Source organism: Cupriavidus sp. IK-TO18 (assembly GCF_015549295.1).
Taxonomy (GTDB): domain Bacteria; phylum Pseudomonadota; class Gammaproteobacteria; order Burkholderiales; family Burkholderiaceae; genus Cupriavidus; species Cupriavidus oxalaticus_A.
This window is the reverse complement of sequence record NZ_JADGMP010000026.1, coordinates 133,968-150,536: the sequence shown is the minus strand read 5'-3', so window position 1 is coordinate 150,536 and position 16,569 is coordinate 133,968. Positions and strand designations below refer to the sequence as shown.

Genomic DNA, 16,569 nt, shown 5'->3' with positions numbered 1-16,569 from the left:
AAGATGGCTCTCATCGTTCACAAATACGGCGGCACTTCGATGGGTTCCACGGAACGCATCAAGAATGTCGCCAAGCGCGTTGCCAAGTGGCACCGCGCCGGTCACCGCGTAGTCGTGGTGCCTTCGGCCATGTCGGGCGAGACCAATCGCCTGCTGGGACTCGCCAAGGAAATTTCGCCGCAGCCCAATCCGCGTGAACTGGACATGCTCGCCTCCACCGGCGAGCAGGCCAGCGTGGCACTGCTGGCTATCGCCCTGCACGGCGAGAACATCGACGCGGTCAGCTACACCGGCTGGCAAGTGCCGGTGAAGACCGACTCGTCGTACACCAAGGCGCGTATCGAATCGATCGACGACGAGCGCATCCTCGGCGACCTCGACGCCGGCCGCGTGGTCGTGATCACCGGATTCCAGGGCATCGACGACGACGGCAACATCACCACGCTGGGCCGCGGCGGCTCGGACACCTCGGCCGTGGCCATCGCCGCCGCGATCGAAGCCGACGAGTGCCTGATCTACACCGATGTCGACGGCGTGTACACCACCGACCCGCGCGTGGTCGAGGACGCCCGCCGCCTGGACCAGATCACCTTCGAGGAAATGCTGGAAATGGCCAGCCTCGGCTCCAAGGTGCTGCAGATCCGCTCGGTGGAATTCGCCGGCAAGTACCGCGTGAAGACCCGCGTGCTGTCGTCGCTGACCGACCCGCTTATGCCGCTCGAGCAGGAAATGCACTCGGGCACGCTGATCACTTTTGAGGAAGAGTCTGAAATGGAAGCAGCCGTCATCTCCGGCATCGCCTTTGCCCGTGACGAGGCCAAGATCACCGTTCTGGGCGTGCCGGACAAGCCGGGCATCGCCTACCAGATCCTGGGCCCGATCGCCGACGCCAACATCGACGTCGACATGATCATCCAGAACCAGTCCGTCGACGGCAAGACCGATTTCACCTTCACCGTGCCGCGCGCCGACTACCAGCGCGCGCTGGCGATCCTGGACGACGGCGTGAAGACGCATATCGGCGCCGGCAGCGTGTCGGGCGACCCGAAGGTGTCGAAGGTGTCGGTGGTGGGCGTTGGCATGCGTTCGCACGTGGGCATCGCCAGCAAGATGTTCCGCACGCTGTCGGAAGAGGGCATCAACATCCAGATGATCTCCACCTCGGAAATCAAGATCTCGGTGCTGATCGACGAGAAGTACATGGAACTGGCCGTGCGCGCCCTGCACAAGGCCTTCGAACTGGAACAGGCGTGATCCGTTCGTAAGCATTTTCTGGCGGCGCTGCAGATTTTGTGTTGAGTCATCGATTTTTCATTGACCAACCCGCGTGGCGTCGCTAGAATACGCGCTTCGTTGTGTGGCTCCCTCACACAACGCAAGTTTGGGAGACGTGGCCGAGAGGTCGAAGGCACTCCCCTGCTAAGGGAGCATCCGGGCCAAAACCTGGATCGAGGGTTCGAATCCCTCCGTCTCCGCCACTACATCTGTATTGGCGGCGGAACCCCGGAAGATCGCGGTCTTCCGGGGTTTTGTTTTTTGTGGCGCGTTTTTTGTGGCGCCGATATTTGCCGATCCGATATTCGCCGCGCCGTTCCCTGTGGCCCGCTGCATCGACCTGCCGGCGCCGTCATGCACCGCTACGTGCAATTATCCCGATACGCCTGCTGCAGCTCCTTGCGCGACTTGTCGCGCTCGACCTTCGGAATCGGCCGGCCCTGCGCGTTCTGCGTCGCCGAGGTGGTCGACTGGTACGTGCGCTTCTTCGGCGTGGCGTTGAACTGCTCTTTCAGCGATTCGCATTTGTCGCGCGTGATCTGGTCGGGGTCGAGTGTGGGAGCCGACGGCGGGCGGTAGGGATTGGCGCCTTCCTGCACGGCTTCCGAAATGGCACCTGCGGCGCCCCCCTTCGGCGGGGATTGCTGTGCCAGGGCTGTCGCGACGCTGCCCAGTGCCAGCAAGCCGGTCAGCAGCCATCTTGTCGATATCGGCATGTTGTCCCTCCTCGATTGCCGGGCAGCCGGCCGGCTTCCTAGAACCATCATATGTGCCGCGCCCGGAATTGCCAGAATCCGATGGCGCCGGTGCCGGCAGGGCGGAGCCGCCTGTCGGGGCTGGGAAGGGCGATGGCACGCCGCCCGGGCCACGATTTGCGTTCTGGCCTTGCCTGCCATAAACCTAGTTCAGGGACATGCCCGCAAGGGCTTCCAGGACTTCAGGAGAAGCCAATGAGTGTGCTGATGCTTTCGAACGTCGATATGGAAACCACCGACGACGAGATCCGCGACTTCCTCATCCGCTACGGCTTCCCGGCGTTCGACGAGCTCGAGCGACTGCCGGGGGATGGCTCGCGCCCGGCGGTGGCGGTGCATTTCAACGCGGTAGAGGACGCCGCGCTGCGGATGCTGCAGCCGCGCATCAACCATCTGTTCTGGAAGAAGCGCCAGGTTGAGGCAATGGTGCTCACGGAGCGCTTCGAATAGGCGGGAAGGACCTGCGGGCGCGACGACCCGCAGGCAGCAGGCCTGCGCCTGCGAAGTGCCGGCGCTTAGCCGACGAAGGCCTTCTCGAGCACGAAGTGGCCGGGCTCGCTCATATTGCCTTCCTCGAAGCCGCGCTCTTCCAGCATGACGCGGATTTCCTTGAGCATGTCGGGGCTGCCGCACAGCATCAGGCGGTCGTTCTCGGTCGAGAACGGGGGCACGCCCAGGCGCTCGAACAGTTCGCCCGACTCGATCAGCTCGGTGATGCGGCCGCGCGTGTGGAAGTCTTCGCGCGTGACGGTGGGGAAATAAACCAGCTTTTCGCGCACCATCTCGCCCAGGTACTCGTGCTCGGGCAGGTGCTCGTTCAGCAGTTGCTGGTAGGCCAGTTCATCGACATAGCGGCAGGTGTGGGTCAGCACGATCTTGTCGTAGCGGGCATACACTTCGGGATCGCGGATGATCGACAGGAACGGAGCCAGGCCGGTGCCGGTGGCCAGCAGCCACAGGGTCTTGCCGGGCAGCAGGTTTTCGACCAGCAGCGTGCCGGTGGGCTTCTTGCCGACAAAAATCTGGTCGCCTTCGCGCAGGTGTTGCAGGCGCGACGTCAGGGGGCCATCCGGCACCTTGATGCTGAAGAATTCCAGGGTTTCTTCATAGTTGGCGCTGGCGATGCTGTAGGCACGCAGCAGCGGGCGGCCGTTGACTTCCAGGCCGACCATGGCGAACTGGCCGTTTTCGAAGCGGAAACCCGGGTCGCGCGTGCAGGTGAAGCTGAACAGCGTGTCGGTCCAGTGGTGAACGGAGAGGATGGATTGCTGGTAGAGGTTGCTCATCGGAGGAAACGCCAAGGCCCGCGGGCAAGCCGCCGGGGAGGATGGTGACCGGACATGTGCGCCTGTCGGCAGTTACCGGCAAAGGCGGCGGATCACGGGAACGCAATGATCCACTTCGACGCGTATTGTAAAACGGCAGCGGCCGGCGTGCCCGGGCCACGTCGACGGGACCCCGCCCGGGATAGGGTTATGCGCAGTGATGAAATCCGGGGTTTCAATTCTGAAACCCGTATGCCGGGTTTGCGGCGCGAAATCCTCGCAAATCAACCAAATCCGGTATGGCCCGCTTTTTGCGCTCCGAGACCCGCCGCACGTCCAGCCGTCGTGCCGGCAAAGCTGCCGTGACCCGACGATCGCATTGCGTTGCAGGGCAGGCGCCCTTGGTCTTGAACAGGAATGCACCGCGATGTACTACGGAACGAATGCAGCCGGCGCAGCTGGCGCAGAAAGCCGCGCGCTTGCCGCAGATGACAGCCAGCCACGTGCCGGCCGCCACCACGACGATCGTTGCGGCGGCAAGCCGGCGCCACAGCGTACCAACTGGGCCTGGGCGGCCGTGGCCAGGCATGACGACTGGATGGATTCACACAGCCCGTTTGCGCAGTTTGCGCATTTCGACTAGCCGCCGCCCACGGCACCTGCCGTGGCGCGGTCCCTTCGAATGACCCGAGCCGCCGTGCTGCCTGCGCGGCGTTTCGGTTGCCCTCAGTTTCCTTGTGCGTGCCATGAACTACGCTCCCATCAAATCGCTGCTGATTGCCAACCGTTCCGAGATCGCGATCCGCGTCATGCGGGCCGCCGCTGAGATGAATATCCGGACCGTGGCGATCTACTCCAAGGAAGACCGCCTCGCCCTCCATCGCTTCAAGGCCGACGAGAGCTACCTGGTCGGCGAGGGCAAGAAGCCGCTGGCGGCCTATCTCGATATCGAAGACATCCTGCGCATCGCGCGCCATGCGAAGGTCGATGCGATCCATCCGGGCTATGGCTTCCTGTCGGAGAATCCGGACTTCGCGCAGGCCGTGATCGATGCCGGCATCCGCTGGATCGGCCCGTCGCCCGAGGTCATGCGCCGCCTCGGCAACAAGGTGGCCGCGCGCAATGCGGCGATCGAGGCGGGCGTGCCGGTGATGCCGGCCACCGACCCGCTGCCGCACGACCTGGAGGCCTGTAAGCGCCTGGCCGCGGGCATCGGCTATCCGCTGATGCTCAAGGCCAGCTGGGGCGGCGGCGGGCGCGGCATGCGCATCCTGGAGAGCGAGCAGGACCTGGAAGGCTCGCTGGCCGCGGCGCGGCGCGAGGCGCTGGCCGCGTTCGGCAACGACGAGGTCTATGTCGAGAAGCTGGTGCGCAACGCGCGCCACGTCGAAGTGCAGGCGCTCGGCGACACGCATGGCAACCTGGTGCACCTGTACGAGCGCGACTGTACCGTGCAGCGCCGCAACCAGAAGGTGGTGGAGCGCGCGCCCGCGCCGTACCTTGACGATGCCGGCCGTGCCGAGCTGTGCGAGGCGGCGATGCGGCTGATGCGCGCGGTCGGGTATTCCCATGCCGGCACGGTCGAGTTCCTGATGGACGCCGATTCCGGCCAGTTCTATTTCATCGAAGTCAATCCGCGCATCCAGGTCGAGCACACGGTCACCGAGATGGTCACCGGCGTCGATATCGTCAAGGCGCAGATCCGGATCACGGAAGGCGGCTATCTCGGCATGACCGAGAACACGCGCAACGAGAACGGCGACATCGTCGTGCGCGCCGCGGGCGTGCCGGTCCAGCAGGATATCCATCTGAACGGCCACGCGCTGCAGTGCCGGATCACGACCGAGGATCCCGAGAACGGCTTCCTGCCAGACTACGGCCGTCTCACCGCGTATCGCAGCGCCGCCGGCTTCGGCGTGCGGCTGGATGCCGGCACCGCCTATGGTGGCGCGGTAATTACGCCGTACTACGACTCGCTGCTGGTCAAGGTCACTACCTGGGCGCCGACCGCGCCCGAGTCGATCCGCCGCATGGACCGCGCGCTGCGCGAGTTCCGCATCCGCGGCGTGGCCTCCAACCTACAGTTCCTGGAGAACGTCATCAACCATCCGGCGTTCCGCGCCGGCGACGTCACCACGCGCTTTATCGACAAGACGCCGGAGCTGCTTGAATTCACCAAGCGCCTGGACCGTGCCACCAAGCTGCTGCGCTATCTCGGCGAGATCTGCGTCAACGGGCACCCGGAAATGGCCGGCCGCACGCTGCCGCCGTTGCCGCTGCCGGCAGCGGTGCTGCCCGCGGTCGACAACAGCAAGCCGCTGCCGTACGGCACGCGCGACCGCCTGCGCGAGCTTGGCGCCGAGAAGTTCTCGCGCTGGATGCTCGAGCAGAAGCAGGTGCTGCTGACCGACACCACTATGCGCGACGCGCACCAGTCGCTCTTTGCCACGCGCATGCGCACCGCCGACATGCTGCCGATCGCGCCGTTCTATGCACGCGAGCTGTCGCAGCTGTTCTCGCTGGAGTGCTGGGGCGGCGCGACCTTCGACGTGGCGCTGCGCTTCCTCAAGGAAGACCCGTGGCAGCGCCTGGAGCAATTGCGCGAGCGCGTGCCCAACGTGCTGTTCCAGATGCTGCTGCGCGGCTCCAATGCCGTCGGCTATACCAACTATGCGGACAACGTGGTGCGCTTCTTCGTGCGCCAGGCCGCCAGCGCCGGCGTGGACGTGTTCCGCGTGTTCGACTCGCTCAACTGGGTGCGCAATATGCGCGTGGCGATCGATGCGGTGGGCGAAAGCGGCGCGCTGTGCGAAGGCGCGATCTGCTATACCGGCGACCTGTTCGACAAGTCGCGCGCCAAGTACGACCTGAAGTACTACGTCGGTATCGCGCGCGAGCTGCAGCAGGCCGGCGTGCATGTGCTGGGCATCAAGGACATGGCGGGCATCTGCCGTCCGCAGGCGGCGGCCGCGCTGGTCAAGGCGCTCAAGGAAGAGACCGGGCTGCCGGTGCATTTCCATACGCACGACACCAGCGGCATCTCGGCAGCGTCGGCGCTGGCGGCGATCGAGGCCGGCTGCGATGCGGTGGACGGCGCGCTCGACGCCATGAGCGGGCTGACCTCGCAGCCCAACCTGTCGAGCATCGCCGCGGCGCTGGCCGGCAGCGAGCGCGATCCGGGCCTGAGCCTGGAGCGCCTGCACGAAGCCTCGATGTACTGGGAAGGGGTGCGCCGCTACTACGCGCCGTTCGAATCCGAGATCCGCGCCGGCACCGCCGACGTGTACCGGCACGAGATGCCCGGCGGCCAGTACACCAACCTGCGCGAGCAGGCGCGCTCGCTCGGCATCGAGCATCGCTGGACCGAGGTGTCGCAGGCATACGCCGAGGTCAACCAGATGTTCGGCGATATCGTCAAGGTGACGCCGACCTCCAAGGTGGTCGGCGACCTGGCCCTGATGATGGTGGCCAATGACATGAGCGCCGCGGACGTGTGCGACCCGGGCAAGGAAATCGCTTTCCCCGAGTCGGTGGTGTCGCTGTTCAAGGGCGAGCTGGGCTTCCCGCCCGACGGCTTTCCCGCGGGACTGTCGCGCAAGGTGCTGCGCGGCGAACCGCCCGCTCCGTACCGGCCCGGCGACCAGATTCCGCCGGTCAACCTCGATGCCGCGCGTGCCGCCGCGGAAGCGGCCTGCGAGGAGCCGCTCGACGACCGCCAGCTGGCGTCTTATCTGATGTACCCGAAGCAGGCGGTGGACTACCACGCGCATGTGCGCAACTACAGCGACACCTCGGTGGTGCCGACGCCGGCATTCCTGTACGGCCTGCAGCCGCAGGAAGAAGTGGCCATCGATATCGCCGCGGGCAAGACGCTGCTGGTCTCGCTGCAGGGCACGCATCCCGATGCGGAGGAAGGCCGCATCAAGGTCCAGTTCGAGCTGAACGGGCAATCGCGCACGGCGCTGGTCGAGCAACGCATCACCACGCAGGCGGCATCCGCGCGCCAGAGCCGTCCGGTGGCCGAGCCCGACAATCCGCTGCATATCGCCGCGCCGATGCCGGGTTCGATCGTGACCGTGGCCGTGCAACCGGGGCAGCGCGTGGCCGCGGGCACGACGCTGCTGGCGCTCGAGGCGATGAAGATGGAAACCCATATCGCCGCCGACCGCGACTGCGAGATCGCCGTGGTGCATGTGAAGCAGGGCGACCGGGTGGCGGCGAAGGACCTGCTGATCGAGCTGAAGCCGGCGCAGTGACGTGGCTGGCGCCGCGGCAGCGCGGCGTCAGGGCAGCGCCCGCGCCATGCTCTGCGCAGCCTGCGCGATGCGTTGCGCCAGCAGCGTGGCCGCCGCCTGGCGGCTATGGTGCGGACGCTCCACCAGCCCGATCTCGCGATGGAAGGTGTCATCGCCGAGGCTGAGCGCCGCCACGCCTTTCGGCCATGCCGTCGTGTCGGTGATCGGCACCAGCGCGACGCCAAGGCCGCGCTGCACCAGCTGCGCGATGCCCTGCAAGTCGTCCAGTTCGATCGCGTCCCTGACCGGGATACGCGCACGGCGCAGGAACTGGTCGACCACGCGCCCGCCAAACGAGCCGCGGTCATAGCGGATAAACGGCTCGCTCTCCAGCAACTCGCGCCATGGCCGGTTGCCTTGGGCGCGAGGGACCAGCAGCACGAACGGTTCGGCCAGCAGCGTGCGCCACTGCAGGTCGGAAGGCAACGCGAACGGCGGCCTGATCATCACCGCGATATCGATTTCGCCCGAATCGACCTGGCCCAGCAGGTTCAGCGATACGCCCGGCACCAGCTTGATTCGGTATCCCGGCATCTCATGCCGGAAGCTGGCCAGCGCATCGGCAAGGAACGAGACATGGACCGATGCGATGGCGCCGATGCGGACCAGCCCGGTGCGCGGGCTGCCCGCATGGCGGCCGAGCCTGGCATACACGGCCATCAGTTCTTCGGCAACCGCCAGCGTTTCGCGGCCATCGGCATTGAGCACGGCCGCGCGGCCGGTGCGATCGAACAGTGCAAAGCCCAGTTCCTGTTCCAGCCGCTGGATCTGTGCGCTGACCGCCGATTGCGTCAGCCCGATATGGGCGGCCGCGTTGGCAAAGGTGCCGTAGCGGACCACCGCGAGGAAAGTCTGAAGTTCGCGCAGCATCGCGATAGATCGAAATAATTGTTGCTCAGGGCAAAAATATATCGCTTTTCATGGTGAATGGCGATGCTTAGACTAAGCGGACGATGGCGGTTGCAGGCCCTGGTTGCAGGCCCTGGTTGCAGGCCCTGGTTACAGGCCTCAAGAGCCGCCGCCAGATTTATTCCCCACTAGGCTTCACTCAGCCCGAGCCCATGACTACTACCGCCCCCCGCATTCCTCCCTTCCATCTCGCCTTTCCCGTGCGCGACCTTGCCGAGGCGCGCGCATTCTATGGCGGGCTGCTCGGCTGCCCGGAAGGGCGCAGCTCGCCGGACTGGATCGATTTCAACTTCTTCGGCCACCAGATCGTGGCGCACCTGGCGCCGGAGGAAGTCGGCCACAGCAAGACCAGCGCGGTCGATGGCGACCAGGTGCCGGTGCGGCACTTCGGCGCGGTGCTGTCGATTCCCGAATGGGAGGCGATGGCAGAAAGGCTGCGGGCGGCAGGCGTCGAGTTCATCATCGAACCCCACATCCGCTTCAAGGGCGAGCCTGGCGAACAGGCCACCATGTTCTTCCTCGACCCGTCGGGTAATGCGCTGGAGATCAAGGCCTTCGCCGACCTGTCGTCGTTGTTCGCCAAGTAGGGCGGAGACCATCAGCCGCTGAATGTGCGCCCTGCTTGCACAAGCGCATCGTTCCAGCGGCAGGACACTGCGATGCGCCGGCGCTGTCTACCGCACCTGGCACGCGACACCTATGATCGATCCATCAACTGGCGCCGGCCGCCTCGGCAGGATCCCGCGCATCGCGGGCTGTCCCGGCCGGCACTTCCGGAGATCGACATGAAGCGCATCCTGGGTGTCTACAGCGCACCGCGTTCGCACTGGGTCGGAGACGGCTTTCCGGTGCGTTCGATGTTCTCTTACCAGAGCCATGGCAGGCAGCTCAGCCCGTTCCTGCTGCTGGACTACGCCGGCCCGGCGGACTTTACGCCGATGCAGGCGCCACGCGGCGTGGGCCAGCATCCGCACCGGGGCTTCGAGACGGTGACGATCGTCTATAAGGGCGAAGTCGCGCACCGCGATTCGACCGGGCAGGGCGGCGTGATCGGGCCCGGCGATGTGCAGTGGATGACCGCGGGAGCGGGCATCCTGCATGAGGAGTTCCATTCGCCGGACTTCAGCCGCAGCGGCGGCGCGCTGGAAATGGTGCAGCTGTGGGTCAACCTGCCCGCCCGCGACAAGATGACCGCGCCCGGCTACCAGGCCATCATCGGCCGCGATATTCCCGAGGTGGCGCTGCCCGATGGCGCGGGCAGCGTGCGCGTGATCGCGGGCGAGTACGGCGGCAAGGCTGGCCCGGCCCGCACCTTCACGCCGATGCACGTGTGGGACATGTGCTTGCAGCAGGGCGGCGCGGTCAGGCTGCCGCTGCCCGACGGCTGGCATACCGCGCTGGTGGTGCTGCGCGGCCGCGTCACCGTCAATGCCGAGGCCACGGTCCGGGATGCCGAGATGGTGGTGCTGGACGGAGCCGGTGACGGTGTCACGCTGGAGGCGGGCAGCGACGCGGTGGTGCTGCTGCTCAGCGGCGAGCCGATCGACGAACCCATCGTCGGCCACGGTCCGTTCGTGATGAATACCGAGGCGGAAATCTCGCAGGCCTTCCAGGACTTCAGCAGCGGACGCTTCGGCAACATGGCGGCGTCAGGCAGCCCGCGCGGGTAAGAAGAGAAAAGGGCCCCGCGGGGCCCTTGCGGGAACTGCGATGCCGAGCAACTTACTGCACGTTGCCCGCGACCGCGATCACCTGGCCGGTGATGTAGTTCGAATCCGGCGAGCAGAACAGGTACACGCCGCCTGCCGCTTCCTCCGGCGTGCCGCCGCGGCCGAGCGGGTTGCGCTGGGCATGCGACTTGAGCATTTCAGGGTTCAGGCCGACGCGGATCTCGCGGCCTTCGATGTTGACCGTGGCACCGGCATGCGCGTCGGCCGAGGTCATGCGGGTGTGGATCAGGCCGAAGGCCACCGCATTCACGTTGACGTTGAAGCGGCCCCATTCGCGCGCCATCGCACGGGTCATGCCGATCACGCCAGCCTTGGCGCCGGAGTAGTTGATCTGGCCGGCGTTGCCGTTCAGGCCGGATGTCGACGAGATATTGACAATCTTGCGGTACACCTCGCGGCCGGCTTCCTTGTCGGCTGCGGCAAGCGCCTTGATATGCGGGTAGGCGGCGCGCAGGATGCGGAACGGCGCGGTCATGTGGCAATCCAGGATGGCGTACCACTGCTCGTCGCTCATCTTCTGCACCACGTCGTCCCAGGTGAAGCCGGCGTTGTTGACGATGATGTCGATGCTCTGGAAGCTGCTCATCGCCGTGTTGATGAAGCGGTCGGCAAAATCCGGCGCGGTCACGTTGCCCACGCACGCCACCGCCTCAACGCCCATCGCCTTCAGCTCCTCCACCGTCTGCTGCGCCGGTTCGGCGTCGAGGTCGTTGATGACCAGGCGCGCGCCCTCGCGTGCCAGGCGCCTGGCGATCGCATTGCCGATGCCGCGGCCCGAACCGGTGACCAGTGCCACCTTGCCTTCAAGTGCTCCCATTGCTGACTCCTTAGTGCTCGATCTCGTGCTCGATTGGATTTACAGGGCGACGACGGCGTCGCCGAGGATCTTGGTTTCGCCGTACTGGTTGGCGGTCTGGATTTCCAGCTTGATGCGCCGCTCTTTGCCATCCGGACCATCCACTTCCAGCTTTTCCACCACGCGGCCGCTGCAGGTGATGCGATGGCCCAGGTGCGTGATGCCGACGAAGCGCACGTCGAACTGGCGCAGCTGGCGCTGGTCGACCCACTGCGTCAGCAGGCGGCCGAGGTAGGCCATCGACAGCATGCCGTGCGCGAACACGTCGCGCATGCCGGCCTTGCGCGCGTAGTCGATGTCGATGTGGATGGCGTTGTGGTCGTTCGACGCGCCGGCGAACAGTGCCAGCGTGGTGCGGTTGACCGGTTCCAGCGTCAGCGGTGGCAGCGTGTCGCCCACCTTGACCTGGTCAAAGCTCAGTTTGCTCATGTGGGGTCTCCGTTCAGCCGTTGCGTTGCACCAGCACGCTGCGCAGGTCGGCTACGTGCTCGCCGTCCTGGTTGCTTACGCGTGTTTCGCGCACCACGAACTCCAGCGCGCCGTCTTTCTTGTCGTAGATGTCGGCGATAGTGGTCTTGAAATGCAGCATGTCGCCCGCGTACGCCATGCGGTGGTAAGCAAAGGACTGCTCGCCATGCAGGATGCGCGACGGCACGATGCCGACCTCGTCCCGCCACGCATTGGACGGCTGCGACAGCTCGAGCGAGAACAGGAAGGTAGGCGGCAGCGGCAGGCCGGGATGGCCGGCGTCGCGCGCCGCCGCTTCATCGATATAGACCGGATCGGCCTGCCCGGTGGCCTTGGCGAAGAAGCGCAGCTGGCTCGCCGGCGCGGAGGTGCGGAAGTCCGCAATCACCTTGCCGATGTGTTTCTTGTCGATCATGGATAGTCTCCTGTGATTGCGCGCACTCAGGCGTGCTTCTGGTACAGGGTCACCACGCAGGCGCCGCCCAGCCCCAGGTTGTGCGTCAGCGCCAGCCGGGCGCCTTCCACCTGGCGCTTGTCGGCGGTGCCGCGCAGCTGCTTGACCATCTCGAAACACTGCGCCAGCCCGGTGGCGCCCAGCGGGTGTCCCTTGGACAGCAATCCGCCCGACGGGTTGACCACCCACTTGCCGCCGTAGGTGTTGTCGCCGTCGTTGACCAGCTGCTCGGCGCCGCCTGCCTCGCACAGGCCCAGGCCTTCGTAGGTCAGCAGTTCGTTCTGCGCGAAGCAGTCGTGCAGCTCGATCACGTCGATGTCCTGCGGGCCGACGCCGGCATCAACTGGCCGTACAAGGGCGCGGAACTGGTGACGGCGTACTCGACCCGGCGCGCGGGCGCTACAGCCTGCAGATCGAGATCAACCGCGCGCTGTACCTGGACGAGGCGCGCTTCGTGCCGCATGACGGGTTTGCCCGGCTGCGCGGCCATCTCGACCAGCTGCTCGAGCGCGTTGCGGACCATATCCGCGCGGAGCTGGCGCGCGGCGCGTAAGTGAGCGCGTGAGCGTGCTCAGAGTACCTTGCCCGGGTTCATCAGCCCCAGCGGGTCGAGCGCGCCCTTGATCGCGCGCATCAGCGCCAGCTCGACCTCGCTCTTGTAGTGCTGCAGTTCTTCGCGCTTGAGCTGGCCCACGCCATGCTCGGCGGAGATCGAGCCGCAGTGCGAGCGCACGCTGTCGTGCACGATGCGGTTGACCTGGTCCTGGTTGGCCAGGAAGGCGTCATGGTCGACGCCTTCCGGCGGCGATACGTTGTAGTGCAGGTTGCCATCGCCAAGGTGGCCGAAGGTCACCATGCGCGCGCCGGGGAAGGCGTTCTGCAGCAGCGCGTCGGTGGTCTCGATGAAGTCCGCCACGCGCGAGACCGGCACGGCGATATCGTGCTTGATGTTCTTGCCGTCCTCGACCTGCGCCAGCGGGATATGCTCGCGCAGGTTCCAGAAATCGCGCGACTGCTGCACCGACTCGGCCACCACGGCGTCAAGCACCACGCCGGCGTCGAAGGCGGCGTTCATCAGCGTTTCGAAGATGCCGCGCGCGTGGGCTTCGCCCTCGCTGTCGGACAGCTCCATCAGCACCAGCTGCGGGTGGATGTCGGCGAACGGGTAGCGCAGCTGGGGGTAGTGCTGCGTCACCAGCGCCATGCAGCGCGCCGACATCAGCTCGAAGCCGGTCAGCATTGCACCCGCATGCGACTGCGCGATCGCCAGCAGCGCCAGCGCGGCGCGCGGGCTCTGCACCGCGGCCAGCGCGGTGACCGAGGCGCGCGGCAGCGGGAACAGCTTCATCACGGCGGCGGTGATGATGCCGAGCGTGCCTTCGGCGCCGATATACAGGTCGCGCAGGTCATAGCCGGTGTTGTCCTTGCGCAGGCCGCGCAGGCCATGCCAGGTGTCGCCCGTCGGCGTCACCACCTCCAGCCCCAGGCACAGCTCGCGCGTATTGCCATAGCGCAGCACTGCGGTGCCGCCGGCATTGGTTGACAGGTTGCCGCCAATGGTGCAGCTGCCCTCGGCCGCCAGGCTCAGCGGAAACAGCCGGCCGTGCTCGCGCGCCACGTCCTGCAGGTGCTGCAGCACCACGCCGGCTTCGACGGTGATGGTGTTGTTGAGCGGATCGACCTGGCGGATGCGGTTGAGCCGTTGCAGCGACAGCACCACCGCATCGCGCCCGGCCGCCGGCGTGGCGCCGCCGCACAGGCCGGTATTGCCGCCCTGCGGCACCACCGCGACCTTGTGCGCATGGCAGGCATGGACCGCGGCCGCGACTTCCTCGGTGGTGCCGGGGCGCAGCACGGCCAGCGCCTCGCCGCTGTAGCGCTTGCGCCAGTCGGTCAGGTAGGGGGCCTTGTCGGCGGCCTGGGTCAGCACGTGCTGCGGGCCCAGCGCGGCGCGACACAGGGCGAGTAAGGAATCTTGGGACGAGGTCATGGGCGGGAAATCGATTCGTGGGGAGCGCCGGCTCAGCGCTTTTGCGGCGCTGCCTTGGCGGCCGCTCGGGCGCGGCGCTTGTACGGCCGCAGGTACAGGATGGTGCTGGTGAAGAACACCAGCGTCAGTGCCACCTCCACCCAGGCCAGCGTCGCGGAGAAGCCGCGGTCGCTGGTGGCGCGCACGATGCCCTCGGTGAAGAACAGCAGGATCAGCATCGACGACCACTGCATGGTGTAGCGGTTGCGCGTCAGCACGCCGCGCAGCGGCAGTAGCAGCGGCAAGAACTTGATGATCAGCCACGAGCCGCCCGGACGCAGCGGCGCCAGGAACCATTCCCAGGCGATGCACAGCACCATCAGCGCCACCAGGCTGCCCGCGCTGATCCGATGCAGCCAGGTGCTGTGCAGCGCGCTGTCGCTGTCGGCGGGCGCGTTCATGCCTGCGCTCCGGACAGGCGCAGCGCGGCTTGCGCCAGGCGTCGGCCCATGGCCATCGCCAGCGCCGATTCGTCCTCGGTGATGGGGCCGCGATTGTCGACATAGGCATGGTGGCTCGGGCCGTACGGCGTGCCGCCCGAGGCGGTCGTCATCAGGCCCTTCTCGGAATAGGGCAGGCCCATGATCAGCATGCCGTGGTGCAGCAGCGGCAGCATCATCGACAGCAGCGTGGTCTCCTGGCCGCCGTGCAGGCTGCCGGTGGCGGTGAACACGCAGGCGGGCTTGCCGGTCAGCGCGCCCGACAGCCACTGGGCCACGGTGCCGTCCAGGAAGTATTTGACCGGCGCGGCCATGTTGCCAAAGCGCGTGGGGCTGCCCAGCGCGAGGCCCGCGCACTCTTCCAGGTCGCGCAGCTCGGCATAGGGCGGGCCGTCGGCGGGGATGTCGGGGGCGGTGGCCTCGCACACGGTCGAGACCGGCGGCACCGTGCGCAGGCGCGCCTGGGCGCCGGGGACGCTGTCGATGCCGTGGGCGATCAGTTCGGCGAGTTTGCGGGTGCTGCCGTGGCGGCTGTAATACAGGACGAGGATGTCGGTCATGGAGCGGGATGGCCGGCGCTGCCGGAAGGAGGCGGCGGGTGCCGCAGGCAATGCGCGTATTATAGATGTGCCCCCGCGCGCGCTCCCCCGCGAAGCGCCGCTTCCGCATCCCGGCAGATGCCCGTCCGCCCGCCGGCGCTGCCAACGTTCAAATCGATCCATCCATCCACGAGGAGATTGCTGCCGCATGCTTGGTACCCGCGTTGCCCGTCTGCGCAGGGAATGGAACCTGCAGAAGGTCCGCGCACTGGCGCGCTATGTCGTGCGCCGCGCCGGCGAAGACCGGCTGCCGCAGGTGTCCGCGAGCCTGACCTTTACCACCGTGCTGGCCGTGGTGCCGGTGCTGACGGTGGCGTTCGCGCTGCTAGCCGCGTTCCCGGTATTCCGCGACTTCCGCAATGCCATCGAGGCGTTCCTGTTCCAGAACCTGATTCCCGGCAACGTCAGCGAATCGATCTCGCGCTACATCGGCCAGTTCGCCAAGAGCGCACGCGGGTTGACGGCGCTGGGCCTGGGCGGGCTGATGGTGACGTCGGTGCTCACCATGCTGACGGTGGAGGACGCGCTCAACGCGATCTGGCGCGTCAAGCAGCGCCGCCCGCTGGCGCAGCGGGTGCTGGTGTTCTGGGCGGTGCTGACCTTCGGGCCGGTACTGATCGGCGCGAGCCTGTCGATCAGTTCCTACCTGATCTCGATCTCGGCTGGCTACGTCGGCACCATGCCGGTGGGGATCGGCCTGCTGGTCAGCGCGACGCCGGTGGTGCTGTCGGCGCTGGCCTTTGCCTTCCTGTACACCGCGGTGCCCAATGCCTATGTGGAGTGGCGCGATGCCATCGTCGCCGGCGTAGTGGCGGCGATCGCGTTCGAGTTCGCCAAGCGCGGCTTCGGCTATTTCGTCACGCATATCCCGGCCTATACGGCGGTCTACGGCACCTTCGCGGCGCTGCCGATCTTCCTGCTGTGGATCTACCTGAGCTGGCTGGTGACGCTGCTGGGCGCCACCATCGCTGCCAACATGCCGGTGATCCGGCAAGGCTACTGGCGCCGCCGCACCTTTGCCGGCAGCGAGTTCTTCGATGCACTGGGCGTGCTGCTGCTGCTCTACCGCGCCCGCGACGAGGTGCCGCGCAGCGTGGGCGAACTGGACCTGGGGCGCAAGCTGCGCGTTGAAGCGGATTACCTGGCGGGGCTGCTCGGCAAGCTCAAGGCCATGCACCTGGTCGGGCGTCTGCAGCAGGAGGGCGGGCAGGCGCACTGGGCCTTGCTGTGCGATCCGTCGCAGGTGACGCTGCGCATGCTGCACGACCGGCTGGTGCTGAACCTGCCGCGGTTGCCGCGCACCGCGCTGGCGCAGCAGCTGCGTGGCGCCGAGTCGCTGCGGTCGCTGCTGGACAATCCGCAGCTGGACCAGACGCTGGAGGCGGTTTTCCGCCAGCAGCCGGCCGACTTGCCGCCTGCGGTGGAAGATGGGGCGCCGCAACGGCGCACGCTGGAGGTGGTGCCGCCGGGCTGGCACGGGCAAGTGTGAGCCCT

Annotated in this window: 17 protein-coding genes, 1 tRNA gene and 1 pseudogene; 8 read left to right on the top strand and 11 right to left on the bottom strand. The window is 66.7% G+C overall.

Annotated features, from left to right (window positions below):
- Positions 1 to 3: 3 nt before the first annotated feature.
- Positions 4 to 1,254 (top strand): aspartate kinase, encoded by a 1,251-nt coding sequence (locus tag IPF36_RS19275; RefSeq protein ID WP_063238703.1) that lies wholly within the window; start codon positions 4 to 6, stop codon positions 1,252 to 1,254.
- Between the two features lie 130 nt (positions 1,255 to 1,384).
- Positions 1,385 to 1,478: transfer RNA gene (locus IPF36_RS19270), tRNA-Ser, on the top strand.
- Positions 1,479 to 1,637: 159 nt separating this feature from the next.
- Here IPF36_RS19270 and IPF36_RS19265 read toward each other — a convergent pair.
- Positions 1,638 to 1,991 (bottom strand): hypothetical protein, encoded by a 354-nt coding sequence (locus tag IPF36_RS19265; RefSeq protein WP_135704960.1) that lies wholly within the window; start codon positions 1,989 to 1,991, stop codon positions 1,638 to 1,640.
- Between the two features lie 234 nt (positions 1,992 to 2,225).
- Here IPF36_RS19265 and IPF36_RS19260 point away from each other — a divergent pair, with 234 nt between their 5' ends.
- Positions 2,226 to 2,480, top strand: coding sequence for an RNA-binding protein (locus tag IPF36_RS19260; protein WP_135704961.1), 255 nt, complete (start codon positions 2,226 to 2,228; stop codon positions 2,478 to 2,480).
- A 65-nt stretch (positions 2,481 to 2,545) separates the two neighbouring features.
- Here IPF36_RS19260 and IPF36_RS19255 read toward each other — a convergent pair whose 3' ends face one another.
- Positions 2,546 to 3,316, bottom strand: coding sequence for a ferredoxin--NADP reductase (locus tag IPF36_RS19255; protein ID WP_029049770.1), 771 nt, complete (start codon positions 3,314 to 3,316; stop codon positions 2,546 to 2,548).
- 199 nt (positions 3,317 to 3,515) lie between these two features.
- On the opposite strand from IPF36_RS19255, the gene IPF36_RS34745 reads away from it, so the two are divergent.
- The gene (locus IPF36_RS34745) at positions 3,516 to 3,938 is read left to right on the top strand and encodes a hypothetical protein (protein ID WP_240745946.1); all 423 of its coding nucleotides are present in this window, start codon (positions 3,516 to 3,518) and stop codon (positions 3,936 to 3,938) included.
- A 103-nt stretch (positions 3,939 to 4,041) separates the two neighbouring features.
- Complete coding sequence (locus tag IPF36_RS19245; RefSeq protein WP_135704962.1) at positions 4,042 to 7,551, top strand: pyruvate carboxylase; 3,510 nt, start codon at positions 4,042 to 4,044, stop codon at positions 7,549 to 7,551.
- A 27-nt stretch (positions 7,552 to 7,578) separates the two neighbouring features.
- Here the strand turns inward: IPF36_RS19245 and IPF36_RS19240 are convergent, their stop codons facing one another.
- Positions 7,579 to 8,460, bottom strand: coding sequence for a LysR family transcriptional regulator (locus IPF36_RS19240; protein ID WP_195429591.1), 882 nt, complete (start codon positions 8,458 to 8,460; stop codon positions 7,579 to 7,581).
- A gap of 191 nt (positions 8,461 to 8,651) precedes the next feature.
- Here IPF36_RS19240 and IPF36_RS19235 point away from each other — a divergent pair, with 191 nt between their 5' ends.
- Both IPF36_RS19235 and IPF36_RS19230 read left to right on the top strand, forming a co-directional pair.
- Positions 8,652 to 9,086 carry a VOC family protein gene (locus IPF36_RS19235; RefSeq protein ID WP_133097486.1) on the top strand — a complete coding sequence of 145 codons (435 nt, stop codon included), beginning with the start codon at positions 8,652 to 8,654 and terminating at the stop codon, positions 9,084 to 9,086.
- 198 nt (positions 9,087 to 9,284) lie between these two features.
- On the top strand, positions 9,285 to 10,169 hold the full coding sequence (locus tag IPF36_RS19230) for a pirin family protein (protein ID WP_195429589.1): 885 nt from the start codon (positions 9,285 to 9,287) through the stop codon (positions 10,167 to 10,169).
- Between the two features lie 52 nt (positions 10,170 to 10,221).
- Here IPF36_RS19230 and IPF36_RS19225 read toward each other — a convergent pair whose 3' ends face one another.
- From IPF36_RS19225 to wrbA, 8 genes and pseudogenes are all read right to left on the bottom strand, one after another.
- Positions 10,222 to 11,046 carry an SDR family NAD(P)-dependent oxidoreductase gene (locus IPF36_RS19225; RefSeq protein WP_135704963.1) on the bottom strand — a complete coding sequence of 275 codons (825 nt, stop codon included), beginning with the start codon at positions 11,044 to 11,046 and terminating at the stop codon, positions 10,222 to 10,224.
- A gap of 39 nt (positions 11,047 to 11,085) precedes the next feature.
- On the bottom strand, positions 11,086 to 11,514 hold the full coding sequence (locus IPF36_RS19220; RefSeq protein WP_195429587.1) for a MaoC family dehydratase: 429 nt from the start codon (positions 11,512 to 11,514) through the stop codon (positions 11,086 to 11,088).
- Positions 11,515 to 11,527: 13 nt separating this feature from the next.
- On the bottom strand, positions 11,528 to 11,968 hold the full coding sequence (locus IPF36_RS19215) for a MaoC family dehydratase N-terminal domain-containing protein (RefSeq protein WP_195429585.1): 441 nt from the start codon (positions 11,966 to 11,968) through the stop codon (positions 11,528 to 11,530).
- 26 nt (positions 11,969 to 11,994) lie between these two features.
- Positions 11,995 to 12,345 (bottom strand): annotated as a pseudogene (locus IPF36_RS19210) (lipid-transfer protein); the annotation flags it as partial.
- Positions 12,315 to 12,530 (bottom strand): hypothetical protein, encoded by a 216-nt coding sequence (locus IPF36_RS19205; RefSeq protein WP_195429584.1) that lies wholly within the window; start codon positions 12,528 to 12,530, stop codon positions 12,315 to 12,317. The pseudogene IPF36_RS19210 and the gene IPF36_RS19205, both read right to left, overlap by 31 nt.
- Before the next feature lie 48 nt (positions 12,531 to 12,578).
- Positions 12,579 to 13,997, bottom strand: a complete 1,419-nt coding sequence (locus tag IPF36_RS19200; protein WP_135704973.1) for an FAD-binding oxidoreductase — start codon at positions 13,995 to 13,997, stop codon at positions 12,579 to 12,581.
- A 32-nt stretch (positions 13,998 to 14,029) separates the two neighbouring features.
- On the bottom strand, positions 14,030 to 14,437 hold the full coding sequence (locus tag IPF36_RS19195; protein WP_195429583.1) for a DUF2069 domain-containing protein: 408 nt from the start codon (positions 14,435 to 14,437) through the stop codon (positions 14,030 to 14,032).
- Positions 14,434 to 15,036, bottom strand: a complete 603-nt coding sequence (gene wrbA / locus IPF36_RS19190) for an NAD(P)H:quinone oxidoreductase (protein WP_195429581.1) — start codon at positions 15,034 to 15,036, stop codon at positions 14,434 to 14,436. The genes IPF36_RS19195 and wrbA overlap by 4 nt, the downstream gene beginning before the upstream one ends.
- Positions 15,037 to 15,223: 187 nt before the next feature.
- Between wrbA and IPF36_RS19185 the strand changes: the two genes are divergently transcribed.
- Positions 15,224 to 16,564: a YihY family inner membrane protein gene (locus IPF36_RS19185; RefSeq protein WP_195429579.1), complete on the top strand. Its 1,341-nt coding sequence runs from the start codon at positions 15,224 to 15,226 to the stop codon at positions 16,562 to 16,564.
- The last annotated feature ends 5 nt before the right edge of the window (positions 16,565 to 16,569 follow it).